Here is a 13,683-nt window from a genome sequence, read left to right as displayed (position 1 = left end):
ATGGAAGTCAAGTCCAATGATTACCCCAGGGAGTCGGCGCGGGTCATCCGCGAAGAGCCCCACGTGCGCGAGTCGGTCACGGGGGCCACCCTCAACTTCGACAGCCGCCGGCGCGCGGCCTACGCCGAGGTGGACGCCGAAGGCTGGCGTCACTTCGCAGAAGGGGTCAAGAACCACGTCCTGATGAACCTCGACCACTACCTCGAGCAGGCCGCGGCGGCCCTCGAGCGCGGCGGCATCCGGGTGCACTGGGCGGAGGACGCCGAAGACGCCCAGCGCATCGTGGCCGCGCTGGTGCGCGAGAAGGGCGTCAGGCGCGCGGTCAAGGCCAAGACCATGATCTCGGAGGAGCTGGGCATCAACCCGCTGCTCGAGAGCCTGGGCGTGAACGTGCTCGAGACCGACCTGGGCGAGTACATCATCCAGCTCCTGGAGCAGCCCCCCAGCCACATCGTGGGCCCGGCCATCCACCTCAACCTCGAGCAGATCCGCCGGCTCTTCCACGAGCGCTTCGGCACCCCCCTCGACGCCGCGCCCGACACCCTGGCGGCCGCGGCCCGCAAGCTGCTGCGGCAGGGCTTCCTCGAGGCCGACCTGGGCGTCAGCGGGGCCAACTTCGTGGTGGCCGAGACCGGGACGCTGGTGCTCATCGAGAACGAGGGCAACATCCGCCTCTCCACCTCCGCCCCCCGCCTCCACGTCGCGCTGGTGGGCATCGAGAAGCTCCTGCCCCGCTTCTCCGACCTCTCGGTCTTCCTCACCCTCACCGCTCGCGCCGCCACCGGCCAGCGCCTGGGCACCTACGTCTCGCTGATCCAGGGCCCCCGCCGCCCCGACGAGACCGACGGCCCCGAGGAGGTCCACGTCGTCTTCGTGGACAACGGCCGCAGCAGCGTCCTGGCCGACCTCGAGGCCTGGGAGACCCTGCGCTGCGTGCGCTGCGCGGCCTGCCTCAACGCCTGCCCGGTCTACCGCCAGACCGGCGGCCACGCCTACGGCTACGTCTACTCCGGCCCCATCGGCGCGGTGCTGAGCCCCGGGCTGGTGGGCCTGGAGAACACCAAGCCCCTCCCCTACGCCTCCTCGCTGTGCGGCGCCTGCTTCCAGGCCTGCCCGGTGCGCATCCCCATCCCCAAGCTGCTCCTCACCTGGCGCCACCGCGCCGTGGAGGAGGGCCTCACCCCCCGCTTCGAGAAAGCCGCCCTCAAGGGCTACGCCCTGGCCATGACCCAGCCCTGGGCCTACCGCTTGGCCTCCAAAGCCCTGCGCCTCCTGCCCGAGAAAGCCCTCGACAACACGGTAGTCCCGGTGCTCAAGGCCTGGGTGGAGGGCCGGGCCGGGCTGAAGCCGAGCCCCAGGAGCTTCAGGGAGTTGTGGGAGTCTGGGGAGGTTTAAGGATGGCTGAGATAACACGGAGGCGTACAGGTGAACTATTACAAGTCCTATTTCGAATACTTCTGGCACACCCTAATGGTTTGCCAGCCGCGGAGGCACTCAAGCAACTCAGGAAGCAGATTCCACTTACTGATTACGAACAGGGGTATTATTCTTCTGGTGGACAACGCTTTGACAAAATCGTTCGATTTGCCACCATTGATGTGGTAAAAGCCGGATGGATGGAGAAACACAAAGGTAATTGGATAATAACTCCATCAGGTAAGGATGCGCTGAGCAGATACAAAGACCCGGAAGAATTTTATAGGCAAGCTGCACGCTTATTCCGTGAGTGGAGGAAAGGCAATAAGGCAGCCGAAGAACCTGTAACCGTATTTGAAGAAGGAAGTGCCAGTAGTGCACAAATTACGTTTGAACAGGCAGAAGAGCAAGCCTGGACAGAAATCGAACGTTATCTACGTTCAATGAACCCCTATGAATTCCAGGAGCTCGTTGCAGCCTTGTTGAAGGCGATGGGATATTACGTGAGCTGGATTGCCCCGCCCGGGAAAGATGGTGGCATCGACATTTTAGCATGGGGTGATCCGCTTGGAACTCGTCCTCCACGGATAAAGGCACAAGTGAAACGCGTAAGTACCAATGTGGCAGTAGAGACCTTACGATCCTTCATGGCTGTCTTGGGTGAGGGGGACGTAGGCTTGTTTATCAGCACCAGCGGTTTCACTAAAGATGCTCAGGACGAAGCCAGGACACAACAGAACCGGAAAATTACGCTAATCGACCTCGAGAAGTTCTTTGATTTGTGGGTGGAGTATTATCCGAAGCTCGAGGATGCGGCCAGACGTAAATTTCCGCTCCAGCCGATCTACTTTCTAGCACCGGCCGACTGAGGTATAGCGTGTCCAAGAACCGAATTCTTTCCCATGTTCGTCGGGCCCTCGAGCACCGCCCCAGCCCCGTCCTGCCTGACCCCCTCACCCTGCCCGGCCTCTCCCGCGAGGAAGCCATCGCCCTCTTCACCGAGCGGCTCAGCGGCAACGGGGGCGAGGTGGTGCGCCTGCCCGACCTCGAGGGGGCGCGGGAGTGGCTCGAGGGCTTCGCCAAAAGCTTCAGCGGCGCGGCGGTGAGCCGGATGGTCCCGCCGGTGCTCTACCCCGCCCTGCCCGCCCTACCGCCCGAGGAGGCCCCGCTGGGCATCTCCTGGGCCCTGGGCGCCGTGGCCGAGACGGGAACGGTGCTGCTCTCCAGCCGCGAGGGGCGGCGCACCCAACTGCTCCCCCCCACCCACCTGGTGTTCGTGCCCGAGGAGGCCCTCTACGCCACGCTGCTCGAGGCCCTCCAGGCGCTCAAGGACGACCTCCCCTCGGCCATTGGCCTGCACTCGGGCCCCAGCAAGTCGGCCGACATCGGCCAGGTCATGGTCAAGGGCGTGCACGGCCCCGGGCGGCTGGTCGCGGCCCTGATCGCCGAGCCCCACGATTAGGGCTCGAGCCCGGTCGCGTAGAGCTCCCCGGTGCGCGGCACGTGGATCGAGAGGCTCGAGCTCACGGCCGCGCCCTCGAGTGCTGGCAAAACCGGCGGCAAAGGGTAACATCTAGGCGAAGTTTATGGAACCAGTCAGGGTTACCGACTTTGCCGAGGCCAAGCAGCGCGGGCGCAAGCTGAAAATGCTCACCGCCTACGACCACCCTACCGCCCAGATCCTCGACGCGGCGGGCGTGGACGCGATTCTGGTGGGGGACTCGCTGGGGATGGTGGTGCTGGGGTACGAGGACACCACGCGGGTCACCCTCGAGGACGTGCTGCACCACACCAAGGCCGTGGCGCGGGGCGCCAGGCGGGCGCTGGTGATCGCCGACATGCCCTTCCTGAGCTACCACCTGGGGGCGTACGAGAGCGTGCGCGCGGCGGGCCGCCTGGTGCAGGAGGGCGGCTGCAAGGCGGTGAAGCTCGAGGGGGGGCTGGAAGTGCTGGAGAGCGTGCGGGCCATCCGGGCCGCCGGGATTCCGGTGGTGGGGCACCTGGGCTACACCCCCCAGTCGGTCCACGTCTTCGGGGGGCACCGCTCGCAGGGCCGGACCCTCGAGACCGCCCGCCGGATCGTGCAGGGCGCGCTGGCGCTGCAAGAAGCCGGGGTGTTCGCGCTGGTGCTGGAGCTGGTGCCCCACAGGCTCGCCACCTGGCTCACCCGGCGGCTCGAGATCCCCACCATCGGGATCGGGTCGGGGCCGGGGTGCGACGGCCAGGTGCTGGTGACGCAGGACATGCTGGGGATGTTCCCCGGCTTCAACCCCCGGCACGTGCGTAAATACCAGGATCTGCACGGGCTGTGCTCCGAAGCGGTGCGGCAGTACGTCCACGACGTCGAGAGCGGGGCTTTCCCCACCGAACAGCACTCCTTCAGCCTGGACGAGGCCGTGCTCGAGGCCCTGGAGAGGGAGGTCTGAATGCGCCTGGTCCGAACCATCCCCGAGCTGCGCGAGATCCTGGCCGAGGAACGCCGGGCCGGGAGCATCGGCCTGGTGCCCACGATGGGCTATTTGCACCAGGGCCACCTCTCGCTGGTGGAGGCTTCGCGCGCGCAGAACCGCTTCACGGTCATGAGCATCTTCGTCAACCCCACGCAGTTCGGCCCAGGCGAGGACTTCGCCCGCTACCCGCGCGACCTGGAGCGCGACCGCGCCATGGCCGAAGCCGCCGGGGTAGACCTCCTGTTCCACCCCGACGCCGCCGAGATGTACCCTGCGGGCTACCGGACCTACGTCACGGTGGAGGGCCTCTCCGAGCGGCTGTGCGGCCGCTTCCGCCCGGGGCACTTCCGGGGCGTGGCCACGGTGGTGAGCAAGCTGTTCCACCTGGTGCAGCCCCGGCGGGCCTACTTCGGGCAGAAGGACGCCCAGCAGGTCGCCGTGCTGCGCAAGATGGTGCGCGACCTCGACTTCGACCTCGAGATCGTCGTCTGCCCCACCGTGCGCGAGCCCGACGGGCTGGCCCTGAGCTCGCGCAACGTGTACCTGAGCCCCGCCGAGCGCCAGGCCGCCACGGTGCTCTCACGGGCGCTGTCGTGGGCCCAAGACCGGGTGCGGGAGGGCGAGCGCGAGGCCGCGGTGCTGCTGGCCGGGATGCGGCGGGTGCTCGAGGCCGAGCCTTTGTGCCGGCTCGAGTACCTCGAGGTCGTGGACGCCGAGAACCTCGAGCCCCTCGCCCACCTCGGCGGCGACGTGCTCATCGCCCTGGCGGCCCACTTCGGCAAGACCCGGCTGATCGATAACGCGGTGCTCGAGGGAGTCTGAGGAGGTTTTATGCTGCTGGCCATCGACATCGGCAACACCAACATCACGCTGGGCCTGTACCGCGGCGACGAGCTGGGGCCGCGCTGGCGCATCGCCACCGACCCCCAGCGCATGCCCGACGAGTACGGCATCAGCCTGGTCAACCTGCTCGCCTTCAGCGGCCACTCGCCCGCCCAGGTGGACGCGGTGGTCATGGCCTCGGTGGTGCCGCCGCTGACGGGGACGCTGGTCCAGGCCGTGCAGGCATACCTGGGGAAGAAGCCCCTGGTGGTGGACTCGAGCGTCCAGACCGGGGTGCGGGTGCGCTACGACGACCCCTCCCAGGTGGGCGCCGACCGCATCGTCGACGCCGCCGCCGTGCAGAAGCTCTACGGCGGCCCGGCCTGCGTGGTGGACTTCGGCACCGCCACCACCTTCGACGCCATCACCGCCGAAGGGGATTACCTGGGGGGCGCCATCGCGCCGGGGATCGGGATCGCCTCCGAAGCCCTGTTCCAGCGGGCCGCCAAGCTGCCCAAGGTCGACCTGCAGCGGCCCCCCTCGGTCATCGGGCGCAACACCGTGCACTCGATGCAGTCGGGGCTCCTGTTCGGCTACGTGGGCCTGGTCGAGGGCATGGTGGCCCGCTTCCGCGCCGAGCTCGGCCCGCAGATGAAGGTCATCGGGACGGGCGGCCTGGCGGAACTCATCGCCCAGGAGACGCCGGTCATCGAGATCATTGCCCCCTGGCTGACCCTGGACGGCCTGCGCATCATCTGGGAGCTCAACCGGTGAACCCCCTGCAGGGCAAGCGCATCGTGCTGGGCGTCAGCGGCTCCATCGCCGCCTACAAAGCCGCCGACCTTGCCAGCAAGCTCACCCAGGCCGGGGCCCTGGTGGACGTGGTCCTGAGCGACGGGGCCGAGCGCTTCGTCACGCCGCTGACCTTCGCCTCCCTCACCGGGCGCAAGGCCCACGCCAGCCTGTGGGACAGCGACGCCCACGTGGTCCACGTCGGCCTGGGCGAGGGCGCCGACTTGCTGGTGATCGCCCCCTGCACCGCGAACACCCTGGCCAAGCTGGCCACGGGTCAGGCCGACAACCTGCTCACCCTGACCGCACTGACCGCGCGCTGCCCCGTGCTGGTGGCCCCCGCCATGGACGGCGGCATGTTCGAGCACCCCGCCACCCAGGCCAACCTCGAGACCCTGCGCCGCAGGGGGGTGCAGGTCCTGGGCCCGGCCCAGGGCCGCATGGCTTCGGGCCTGACGGGGCTGGGGCGGATGCTCGAGCCGGGCGAAATCCTGGGGCACGTCCGCCTGGCCTCGAGCCGAAACGGCCCCCTGGCCGGCAAGCACGTGGCGGTGAGCGCAGGCGGCACCCAGGAACCCCTCGACCCCGTGCGCTACATCACCAACCGCTCCTCGGGCAAGCAGGGCTTCGCCCTGGCCCAGGCCGCGCTGGACCTGGGGGCCAGGGTCAGCCTGGTGGTGGGGGCCACCGCGGCCGCCCTGCCCACCCCCGCCGGGGCCGAGCGCACCGACGTGGATACCGCCGCCCAGATGGCCGAGGCCGTCCTGGAGCTCTCCCGGACGGCCGACGTGCTGATCATGGCCGCAGCGGTGGCCGACTTCCGCCCCCGCCAGGTCCAGGCCCACAAGATCAAGAAGGGCGCTTTGCCCCAGGTCGAACTCGAGCACACCCAGGACATCCTGCTGGCCGTGGCCGAGCAGCGCCGCCGGGTAGGCCGGCCGGCGGTGGTGGTGGGTTTCGCCGCTGAGAGCGAGAAGCTGCTGGAAAACGCGCAGGACAAGCTCGAGCGCAAGAACCTCTCCATGATCGTCGCCAACGACATCAGCGCCCGTGACGCCGGGTTCGCCGTGGACACCAACCGCGTCAGCCTGCTCCTACCGGGCGGCCTGGTCGAGCCCCTGCCGCTCATGACGAAGAGCGAAGTCGCGGAAGCCATCCTGGCACGGGTGGTCGGACTCCTCGCAGAAGTCGCTGGCAGCTAATACCGGATTCAAAAAGATAATCATCCGATCCGAAGAGCCCCGGAGGCTATCTTTTCGGATCCAGAGCACACCCCTCCCTGACGGTCGGCGAAGCAAGCGTATCCCTTCGGTCGGGTTGGTCCGTCACCGAACGGTGACGAACCAACCGAATCTGGTATAAGAACGACTCGTGGCCTGTGGCTCGTGGCTAGTGGCATGTGGTTTGCCCCTCCCCGTCCCTCCCCGCGCGCGGGGAGGGTTTATCCCCCCAGCCCCCCTTGCTAAGGGGGGCAAACAAAGGGCGTCTTGCGTCTTGCGTTTGGCGTTTGGCGTTTGGCGTTTTGCGTTTGGCGTCTTGCGTACGACGTACGACGTACGACCCGCGCCCGGCTATCGGCCATCAGCATCCTCCCCCGCCCAGTGGTTGAGCGGCCCGATGCCCCGCCCGATGCCCGGGGCCGTTTCGATGGCCCGGGTCACGAAACGCTTGGCTCGAGCGACCGCCTCGTGCAGCGGGATCCCCTTCGCCAGCAACGCGGTGATCGCGGCCGAGAGGGTGCAGCCGGTCCCGTGCGTATGGACCGAGGGGATTTTCCGGGCGGTGAAGAGGTGCAGCGCGTGGCCGTCCCACAGCACGTCGGTGGCTTCCTCTGCGGAGAGGTGGCCGCCCTTGAGCAGCACGGCCCGTGGTCCCAGGCTCGCCAGCAGCCGGGCGGCTTCGCGGGCGTCGGCCAGGTCGCGTATAGGCTGGCCCAGCAGGGCCTGGGCCTCGAGCAGGTTGGGGGTCAGCAGCGCGGCGATGGGGAGCAGGCAGGACTTCAGGGCCTCGAGGGCGTGGGAGGGCAGCAGCTCCTGCCCGCTCTTCGACGAGAGGACGGGGTCGATGACCAGGGGCAGGGCGGACCGGGCGATCACGGGGGCGACGGCCTCGAGGATGGCGGCCTCGCCCAGGGCCCCGGTCTTGAGGGCGTGGGCTCCGGGGTCGTGCAGCACGGCTTCTAGCTGGCGTGCGACCAGGGCGGGCTCGAGGGGCACGACCTCGCGCACCCCGAGGGTGTTCTGCACGGTCAGCACGGTGACCACGCCCATGCCGTAGACCCCGAAGCGGTGGAAGGTCTTGAGGTCGGCCTGGAGGCCGGCGCCGCCGCTGGGGTCGCTGCCGGCGACAGTGAGGGCGATGGGAAAGGGCACCGGGGCCTCCGGGGGTTCAGGCGGGCTCGAGGTCGCTCACGCGGGCCCTGCCGCGCAGCACGGCCTCGACCAGGTTCATCGGGCAGAAGGGGCCGCACATGCTGCAGGCCTTGGTCCGGGTGGCGCGGGTTTCGTAGAGCCTGCGGGCCTCCTCGGGGAAGAGGCACAGCTCGAACTGGCGCTCCCAGTCGAGGGCGTAGCGGGCCTGGCTCATCCGGCGGTTGCGGAGGAGGGCGGCGGGGTGGCCTCGAGCCACGTCGGCGACGTGGGCGGCGAGCTTGAAGGCGATCACGCCCTCGCGCACGTGCTCGGCGGTGGGCAGCGCCAGGTGCTCGGCCGGGGTGAGGTAGCACAGCATGTCGGCCCCGTGCCAGCCCGCGACCGCCCCGCCGATGGCCCCTGCTATGTGGTCGAACGCCGCTCCCGTGTCGATGGGGAGCATTCCCAGGATGTAGAAGGGCGCGTGGTCGGTGAGCTTCTTCTGCAACTGCACGTTGGCCTGGATCTCACCCAGGGGGACGTGCCCCGGCCCCTCGACCATCGCCTGCACCCCGGCCCGGCGCGCGCGCTCGACCAGCTCGCCCACCAGCAGCAGTTCCTGGACCTGGGCGCGGTCGGTCGCGTCGGCCAGGCAACCGGGGCGCAGCCCGTCGCCCAGCGAAAGGGTCATGTCGTAGCTACGAGCGATCTCGAGCACGTCGTCGAAGCGTTCCCACAGCGGGTTTTCCTGCTCGTTGCGCAGCATCCAGGCCGCCAGCATCCCGCCCCCCCGCGAGACGATGCCGGTGACCCTCGAGCCGTTGCGGTAGCGGCGCAGGCTCTCCTGGGTCACCCCCGCGTGTACGGTGATGTAGTCGACCCCCGAGCGTCCGTGCCGCTCGATGACCTCCAGCAGTTCGTCGGCGGTCATGTCGAAGACGCTCTTGCGCCGGGCGGCCTGGAATTCGGCCTCGTAGATGGGCACGGTGCCCAGCGGGACGGTGCTGGCTTCCAGCGTCATCTCGCGGATGCGGGCCAGGTCGCCCCCGGTGGAGAGGTCCATCACGGTGTCCGCGCCCGCCTCGACGGCCGCCCGGACCTTCCGCACCTCCTGCTCGGGGTCGGCGAAGTCGTAGGAGGTGCCCAGGTTGGCGTTGACCTTCACCCGCATCCCCTCGCCGATGGCGGTGAAGTGGGTCAGGGTGCGGTGGTTGGGGTTGGCGGGGATGACCACCCGCCCCACAGCCACCTGCTCCCGCACGAACTGGGGCTCGAGCCCCTCGCAGTGGGCCACGTAGGCCATGGCTTCGGTGACGATGCCCTTGCGGGCGGCTTCAAGCTGGGTCATGTCGGCTCCTTTCAAGTGCCCCACGGGAACTGCCCGTCGTGGCTCCCCCTACGCGGCCAAACGCTTCCCGTGAGGCTCTAATGCGGTAAATCGGTTGAGGGCACTCGGTCGGCTATCGGCTATCGACGTCCTACCGCCGCGTCCTCCAGGACTCCAGCACCAGTTCGGTGATGCGGCGGGCGGTGGCGGGGGCCAGCAGGATGCCGTTGCGCCCGTGCCCGGTGGCGGCCAGGATCCCCGGCTCGAGCCGTCCCACCGTCAGGCGGCCCGCCGGGCGGTAACCCCAGCGGCTCTCGAGGACGGCAGCGCCGCGGAGGTGGGGGAAGTGCGCGTCGCGGTAGCGCTGCAGCCAGCGCAGCCCCTCCGCCCCCACGCCCGGCCGCCAGCCCTCGCGCTGGGTGGCTCCCAGGTAGACCTGTGCCCCGCGCGGCAACGCGTAGCCCGCCCCCACGAACACCGGGCCGGGCGGCGGCGGGGCCGCCAGCAGCAGGGCTTCGCCCTTGAGCGGGCGCACCTCCAGGCCGAAGCGGCTCGACCAGGCCCCACTGGCGAGCACGACCTGGCGGGCCGCGATGCACCGGGTGGCGGTGTACACCCGGCCGGGCTCGACGCGCCGGGCCTCTTCCGTTCGTATGGTGCCACCCAGGCTCACGAAGGCTTTTTGCACGGCGGCCAGCAGCCGCACCGGGTCGAGGTAGCCGCCGGGGCGGGGCTCGAGGCCGCGCAGGGCCTCCCAGCCCCGGAGCGGGGGGCGCTCGAGGCTCCAGACGCCGCTCAGGGCCAGAGGGACCTCGATCCCGCTGGCGGCTTCGAGCTCGCGCACGAGTTCGGGGTAGCGCTCGAGCCCTTCCCGGGCCCACTCGAGCTCCTCCCCGCCCAGGCCTTCGGCGTGCGGGGCCAGCATTCCCGCCGAGGCCCGGGTGGCCTGCCCGGCCTTGCCCGCCTCCAGCAGGGTGACCTCGAGCCCCTCCCGGCATAGGCGATAGCCGATGAGGCTGCCGATGACGCCGCCCCCAACCACCACGACCTCGCTCACAAGGGCATCTCCGGCTGGGGCAGGGGGACGCCCTGGGTCGGGCTGGAGGGGCTGGCGGAGGCGCGTTCAGGCATGGGACCGGCTTCGTAGGCCATGCGCCCCGCCCGCACCGCCTGGCCGAAGGCGGCGGCCATGGCTACGGGGTCTTGGGCCTCGGCGATGGCGGTGTTGACCAGCACCGCGTCGGCCCCCAGCTCCATCGCCCCGGCGGCTTCCGAGGGCCAGCGCAGCCCGGCGTCCACCACGACGGGCGGCAACACGGCGCGCTGCCGCGCGAAAATTTCCAGCATGGCCCGGTTCTTGAGGCCCTGCCCCGAGCCGATGGGGGCGGCCAGGGGCATCACGGTGGCGCAGCCGAGGCAGGCGAGCTTGTGTGCCAGCACCGGGTCGGGGGCGATGTAGGGCAGCACCGCGAAGCCCTCCTGCACCAGGGCTTCGGCGGCGCGGTAGGTCTCCAGGGGGTCGGGCAGCAGGTAGGTGGGGTCGGGGATGACCTCCAGCTTGACCCAGTCGCTCCCCGTGAGCGCCCGCCCCAGCCGGGCCAGGCGCAGGGCCTCGACGGCCGTGCGGGCTCCGGCGGTGTTGGGCAGCACCCGGTAGCGCTGCCAGTCCAGCGCTTCCAGCAGGCCCTGGTGCCCCGCCGCCCCCACCTCGACGCGCCGGACGGAGACGGTCACCACCTCGGCCCCGGAAGCCTCGAGCGCTTCCCTCATCAGCGCGAAGTCGCGGTACTTGCCCGTGCCCACGAACAGGCGGCTGTTCAGGCGCCGGCCTGCGATCACCAATTCGCTCACGGCTAGCCCCCCTGCATCATGGCCACGACCTCCACCACGTCCCCCGTTGCCAGGGGGCGGGCTGGCCAGCGGCCTTTGACCCAGATCTCGTCGTTGAGCATCACCGCGACCGCGTCGGGGCTTATCCCCCGCTGGCCGCACACGGCCTCGACCACCTCGCTCAGGCTCTTCCCCTCGGCCTCCACGGCCTTGCCGTTAATCCAGACCATCCAGCCACCTCCGCATGCGCGCGGCGACCTGTTCGGGATGGGGCGCGTCCAGGATGGCCCGCACCACCGCCACCCGGCGGGCCCCGGCCTCCAGCACCCCGGGCAGCGTGTGCTCGTCGATGCCCCCGATGGCGAACCAGGGCACCCGGAGGTTTCGCGCCGCCCACCGCACGTACGCCAGGCCCGTCGCGGGCCGCCCGGGTTTGGTGGGGGTTTCCCAGACCGGCCCCACCGAAACATAGCCCCCGCCCCCCTCGAGCGCGGCCTGCTCGCGCAGGGCCTGCTCGGGTTCATGGGTGCTGCGGCCGATCCAGCCCGCGAAGAAGCGCCGGGCCTGGGCCACGCTCAGGTCCCCCTGCCCCAGGTGCACCCCGTCGGCCTCCAGCACGGCCGCCAGGTCGGGGCGGTCGTTGATCACCAGCGGCACCCCGTAACGGGCGCACAGGCCCCGCAGCTTCTCACCGAGCTCGAGGATGGCCCGGGCCTCGAGGCCCTTGGCCCGCAGTTGCAGCAGCTCGACCCCGCCGTCCAGGGCGGCCTCGAGGCGGCCCAGCAACTCCGCCCCCGGCCGGCCGGGCCGGGGGCTCGCCACCAGATACAGTTTTCCTAACAAGAAACCACCTCCCGGACCGGCGAGGGGCCAGGAGGAACGGGTACACGTTGGACTGGATAGGTTTTTCCACGGGCTTCCCTCCGCCGGTGCTAACCGGATCAGGTTCCAAGGGTTACAGGGCTCACCCTGTTCTCAGCCCCCGCGGGGGCACCCCTAGCCGATCACCCCAACGCTATCAGGCCGCCATCGGCCCCGTCAAGGCCGGCGCGGAGGCCCGGTCAGCCCTCGAGCAACCGCCCCAACCCTCCCCGCCGCCCGCCTGGCGGGCCTGCGTCGAACCCGAAATTATCCCGAGTTTACCGCAAATCCGAACAGTTATCCCATGAAAATAGCGCTCCCATCGGCAAGAGCATCGCTCGACACGTCCAGGAGCCGATGAAAACGACTTGAAAGCCAATCCACATACGTTTTAGCCCTCGAGGCGTACACTCCCTCCATGAAGGCCACAACCCTAGGAGAGCTGAAGCGTTCCTACCCCATGGCCAAGCTCCAGCGCAGCGTCAAGGACGAGGCGCGGGAGAACCTCATCGCCAAATTGCGCTCGGGCGAGCGGCTGTTCCCCGGCATCCAGGGTTACGACGACTCGGTGGTGCCCGAACTGGTCAACGCCGTGCTGGCCCGCCACAACTTCATCCTGCTCGGCCTGCGCGGGCAGGCCAAGAGCCGCATTTTGCGCCAACTGACCGAGCTCCTCGACGACGAAGTGCCCGCCCTCCCCACCGACCTGCGCGACAACCCCCTCAAGCCGCTCTCCGCCGAGGCCAAGCGGCTGCTCGAGGAGGCCGGCGACGACGCGCCCATCGTCTGGGTCCCCCGCGACGAGCGCTACGTGGAGAAGCTCGCCACCCCCGACACCACCGTGGCCGACCTGCTCGGCGACATCGACCCCATCAAGGCCGCCCGGCGCGGCACCGGGCTCTCCGACCTCGAGGCCGTCCACTACGGCCTCCTGCCCCGCGCCAACCGGGGCATCTTCGGCATCAACGAGGTCGCCGACCTCGCGCCCAAGGTGCAGGTGGCGCTGTTCAACATCCTGCAGGAGGGCGACGTGCAGATCCGGGGCTACCCGGTGCGCCTGCAGCTCGACGTCTGGATCGCCTTCACCGCCAACCCCCAGGACTACACCGCGCGCGGCAAGATCGTGACCCCGCTCAAAGACCGCATCGGCTCGGAGATCCGCACCCACTACCCCCGGACCCTCGACGAGGGCTTGGCCATCACCCAGCAGGAGGCCTGGACCGCGCGGGAGGAGGGGCTCTATATCCCCTCCTACGTGGCCGAAGCCTCCGAGGCGGTGGCCTTCGTGGCCCGCGAGGACAAGCGCGTGGACAAGACCTCGGGCGTCTCGCAGCGCCTTTCCATCAGCCTGCTCGAGCTCGTGGCCTCCAACGCCGAGCGCCGCGCCCTGCAGTACGGCGAGCGCACCGTGGCCCGCCCCATCGACCTCTACTTCGCCCTCCCCGCCATCACCGGCAAGATCGAGCTCGAGTACGAGGGCGAGATGCAAGGCGCCGAGCGCGTGGCCCGCGACCTGCTGCAAAAAGCCTTCGGCCTGGCCTACGGCGAGCGCTCCAAGGGCCTCAAGACCGACGAGGTCGTCGAATACTTCGCCCAGGGCAACCTCCTCACCCTGCCCGAGGACGCCAAGGGCGCCCTCAAGGAGATGGAGAAGGTGCCGGGGCTGCTCGAGGCCGCCCGCCGCCTGGAGAGCCACACCACCCCCGAGGCTTTGGTGGCGGCCGGGGAGTTCGTCCTGGAGGGCCTGGCCGGCCGCCGCAAGATCGCCCGCGGCGAGGAGAGCTACAGCGCCCCCGTCGAGCGCGAGCGGGAGCGCTGGGGGAGCGGGAACTGA

Annotated in this window: 14 protein-coding genes and 1 riboswitch; of the genes, 8 read left to right on the top strand and 6 right to left on the bottom strand. The window is 69.6% G+C overall.

Translation table 11 applies throughout. From position 1 onward, the window contains the following. The 7 genes from MEICH_RS0117890 (at nt 1) to coaBC (ending at nt 6,682) form a co-directional block, all read left to right on the top strand. A complete protein-coding gene (locus MEICH_RS0117890; RefSeq protein ID WP_027893724.1) occupies nt 1-1,395 on the top strand; it encodes a LutB/LldF family L-lactate oxidation iron-sulfur protein in 1,395 nt (464 codons plus the stop codon). Between the two features lie 2 nt (nt 1,396-1,397). Continuing rightward, complete coding sequence (locus MEICH_RS25920) at nt 1,398-2,285, top strand: restriction endonuclease (RefSeq protein ID WP_036219682.1); 888 nt, start codon at nt 1,398-1,400, stop codon at nt 2,283-2,285. A gap of 8 nt (nt 2,286-2,293) precedes the next feature. Continuing rightward, a complete protein-coding gene (locus MEICH_RS0117880; protein WP_036219681.1) occupies nt 2,294-2,878 on the top strand; it encodes a LutC/YkgG family protein in 585 nt (194 codons plus the stop codon). Between the two features lie 124 nt (nt 2,879-3,002). Then, nucleotides 3,003-3,842 (top strand): 3-methyl-2-oxobutanoate hydroxymethyltransferase, encoded by an 840-nt coding sequence (gene panB, locus MEICH_RS0117870; protein ID WP_027893721.1) that lies wholly within the window; start codon nt 3,003-3,005, stop codon nt 3,840-3,842. Continuing rightward, nucleotides 3,843-4,688 (top strand): pantoate--beta-alanine ligase, encoded by an 846-nt coding sequence (gene panC / locus MEICH_RS0117865; protein WP_027893720.1) that lies wholly within the window; start codon nt 3,843-3,845, stop codon nt 4,686-4,688. It begins immediately after the preceding gene. 9 nt (nt 4,689-4,697) lie between these two features. Next, on the top strand, nt 4,698-5,462 hold the full coding sequence (locus MEICH_RS0117860) for a type III pantothenate kinase (protein ID WP_027893719.1): 765 nt from the start codon (nt 4,698-4,700) through the stop codon (nt 5,460-5,462). Then, nucleotides 5,459-6,682 (top strand): bifunctional phosphopantothenoylcysteine decarboxylase/phosphopantothenate--cysteine ligase CoaBC, encoded by a 1,224-nt coding sequence (gene coaBC, locus MEICH_RS0117855; RefSeq protein WP_027893718.1) that lies wholly within the window; start codon nt 5,459-5,461, stop codon nt 6,680-6,682. Before MEICH_RS0117860 ends, coaBC begins: the two co-directional genes overlap by 4 nt. A 369-nt stretch (nt 6,683-7,051) precedes the next feature. Here the strand turns inward: coaBC and thiD are convergent, their stop codons facing one another. The 6 genes from thiD to thiE form a co-directional block, all read right to left on the bottom strand. Further along, the gene (gene thiD, locus MEICH_RS0117850) at nt 7,052-7,852 is read right to left on the bottom strand and encodes a bifunctional hydroxymethylpyrimidine kinase/phosphomethylpyrimidine kinase (RefSeq protein ID WP_027893717.1); all 801 of its coding nucleotides are present in this window, start codon (nt 7,850-7,852) and stop codon (nt 7,052-7,054) included. Between the two features lie 16 nt (nt 7,853-7,868). After that, nucleotides 7,869-9,179: a phosphomethylpyrimidine synthase ThiC gene (gene thiC / locus MEICH_RS0117845; protein WP_027893716.1), complete on the bottom strand. Its 1,311-nt coding sequence runs from the start codon at nt 9,177-9,179 to the stop codon at nt 7,869-7,871. Between the two features lie 130 nt (nt 9,180-9,309). Then, nucleotides 9,310-10,215: an FAD-dependent oxidoreductase gene (locus MEICH_RS0117840; RefSeq protein ID WP_027893715.1), complete on the bottom strand. Its 906-nt coding sequence runs from the start codon at nt 10,213-10,215 to the stop codon at nt 9,310-9,312. Then, the gene (locus MEICH_RS0117835) at nt 10,212-11,009 is read right to left on the bottom strand and encodes a thiazole synthase (protein WP_027893714.1); all 798 of its coding nucleotides are present in this window, start codon (nt 11,007-11,009) and stop codon (nt 10,212-10,214) included. The genes MEICH_RS0117840 and MEICH_RS0117835 overlap by 4 nt, the downstream gene beginning before the upstream one ends. Before the next feature lie 2 nt (nt 11,010-11,011). After that, nucleotides 11,012-11,218, bottom strand: a complete 207-nt coding sequence (gene thiS / locus MEICH_RS0117830) for a sulfur carrier protein ThiS (RefSeq protein ID WP_013156917.1) — start codon at nt 11,216-11,218, stop codon at nt 11,012-11,014. Beyond that, entirely contained in the window at nt 11,205-11,831 is a 627-nt protein-coding gene (thiE, locus tag MEICH_RS0117825) for a thiamine phosphate synthase (RefSeq protein WP_027893713.1), read from the bottom strand. Before thiE ends, thiS begins: the two co-directional genes overlap by 14 nt. 58 nt (nt 11,832-11,889) lie before the next feature. Next, a riboswitch (TPP riboswitch) is annotated at nt 11,890-11,996 on the bottom strand. 271 nt (nt 11,997-12,267) lie between these two features. Between thiE and MEICH_RS0117820 the strand changes: the two genes are divergently transcribed. Beyond that, the gene (locus MEICH_RS0117820; RefSeq protein WP_027893712.1) at nt 12,268-13,683 is read left to right on the top strand and encodes a sigma 54-interacting transcriptional regulator; all 1,416 of its coding nucleotides are present in this window, start codon (nt 12,268-12,270) and stop codon (nt 13,681-13,683) included.

This window comes from Calidithermus chliarophilus DSM 9957 (genome assembly GCF_000430045.1).
GTDB classification, from domain to species: Bacteria; Deinococcota; Deinococci; order Deinococcales; family Thermaceae; genus Calidithermus; species Calidithermus chliarophilus.
This window is presented reverse-complemented; position numbering and strand designations above follow the sequence as displayed.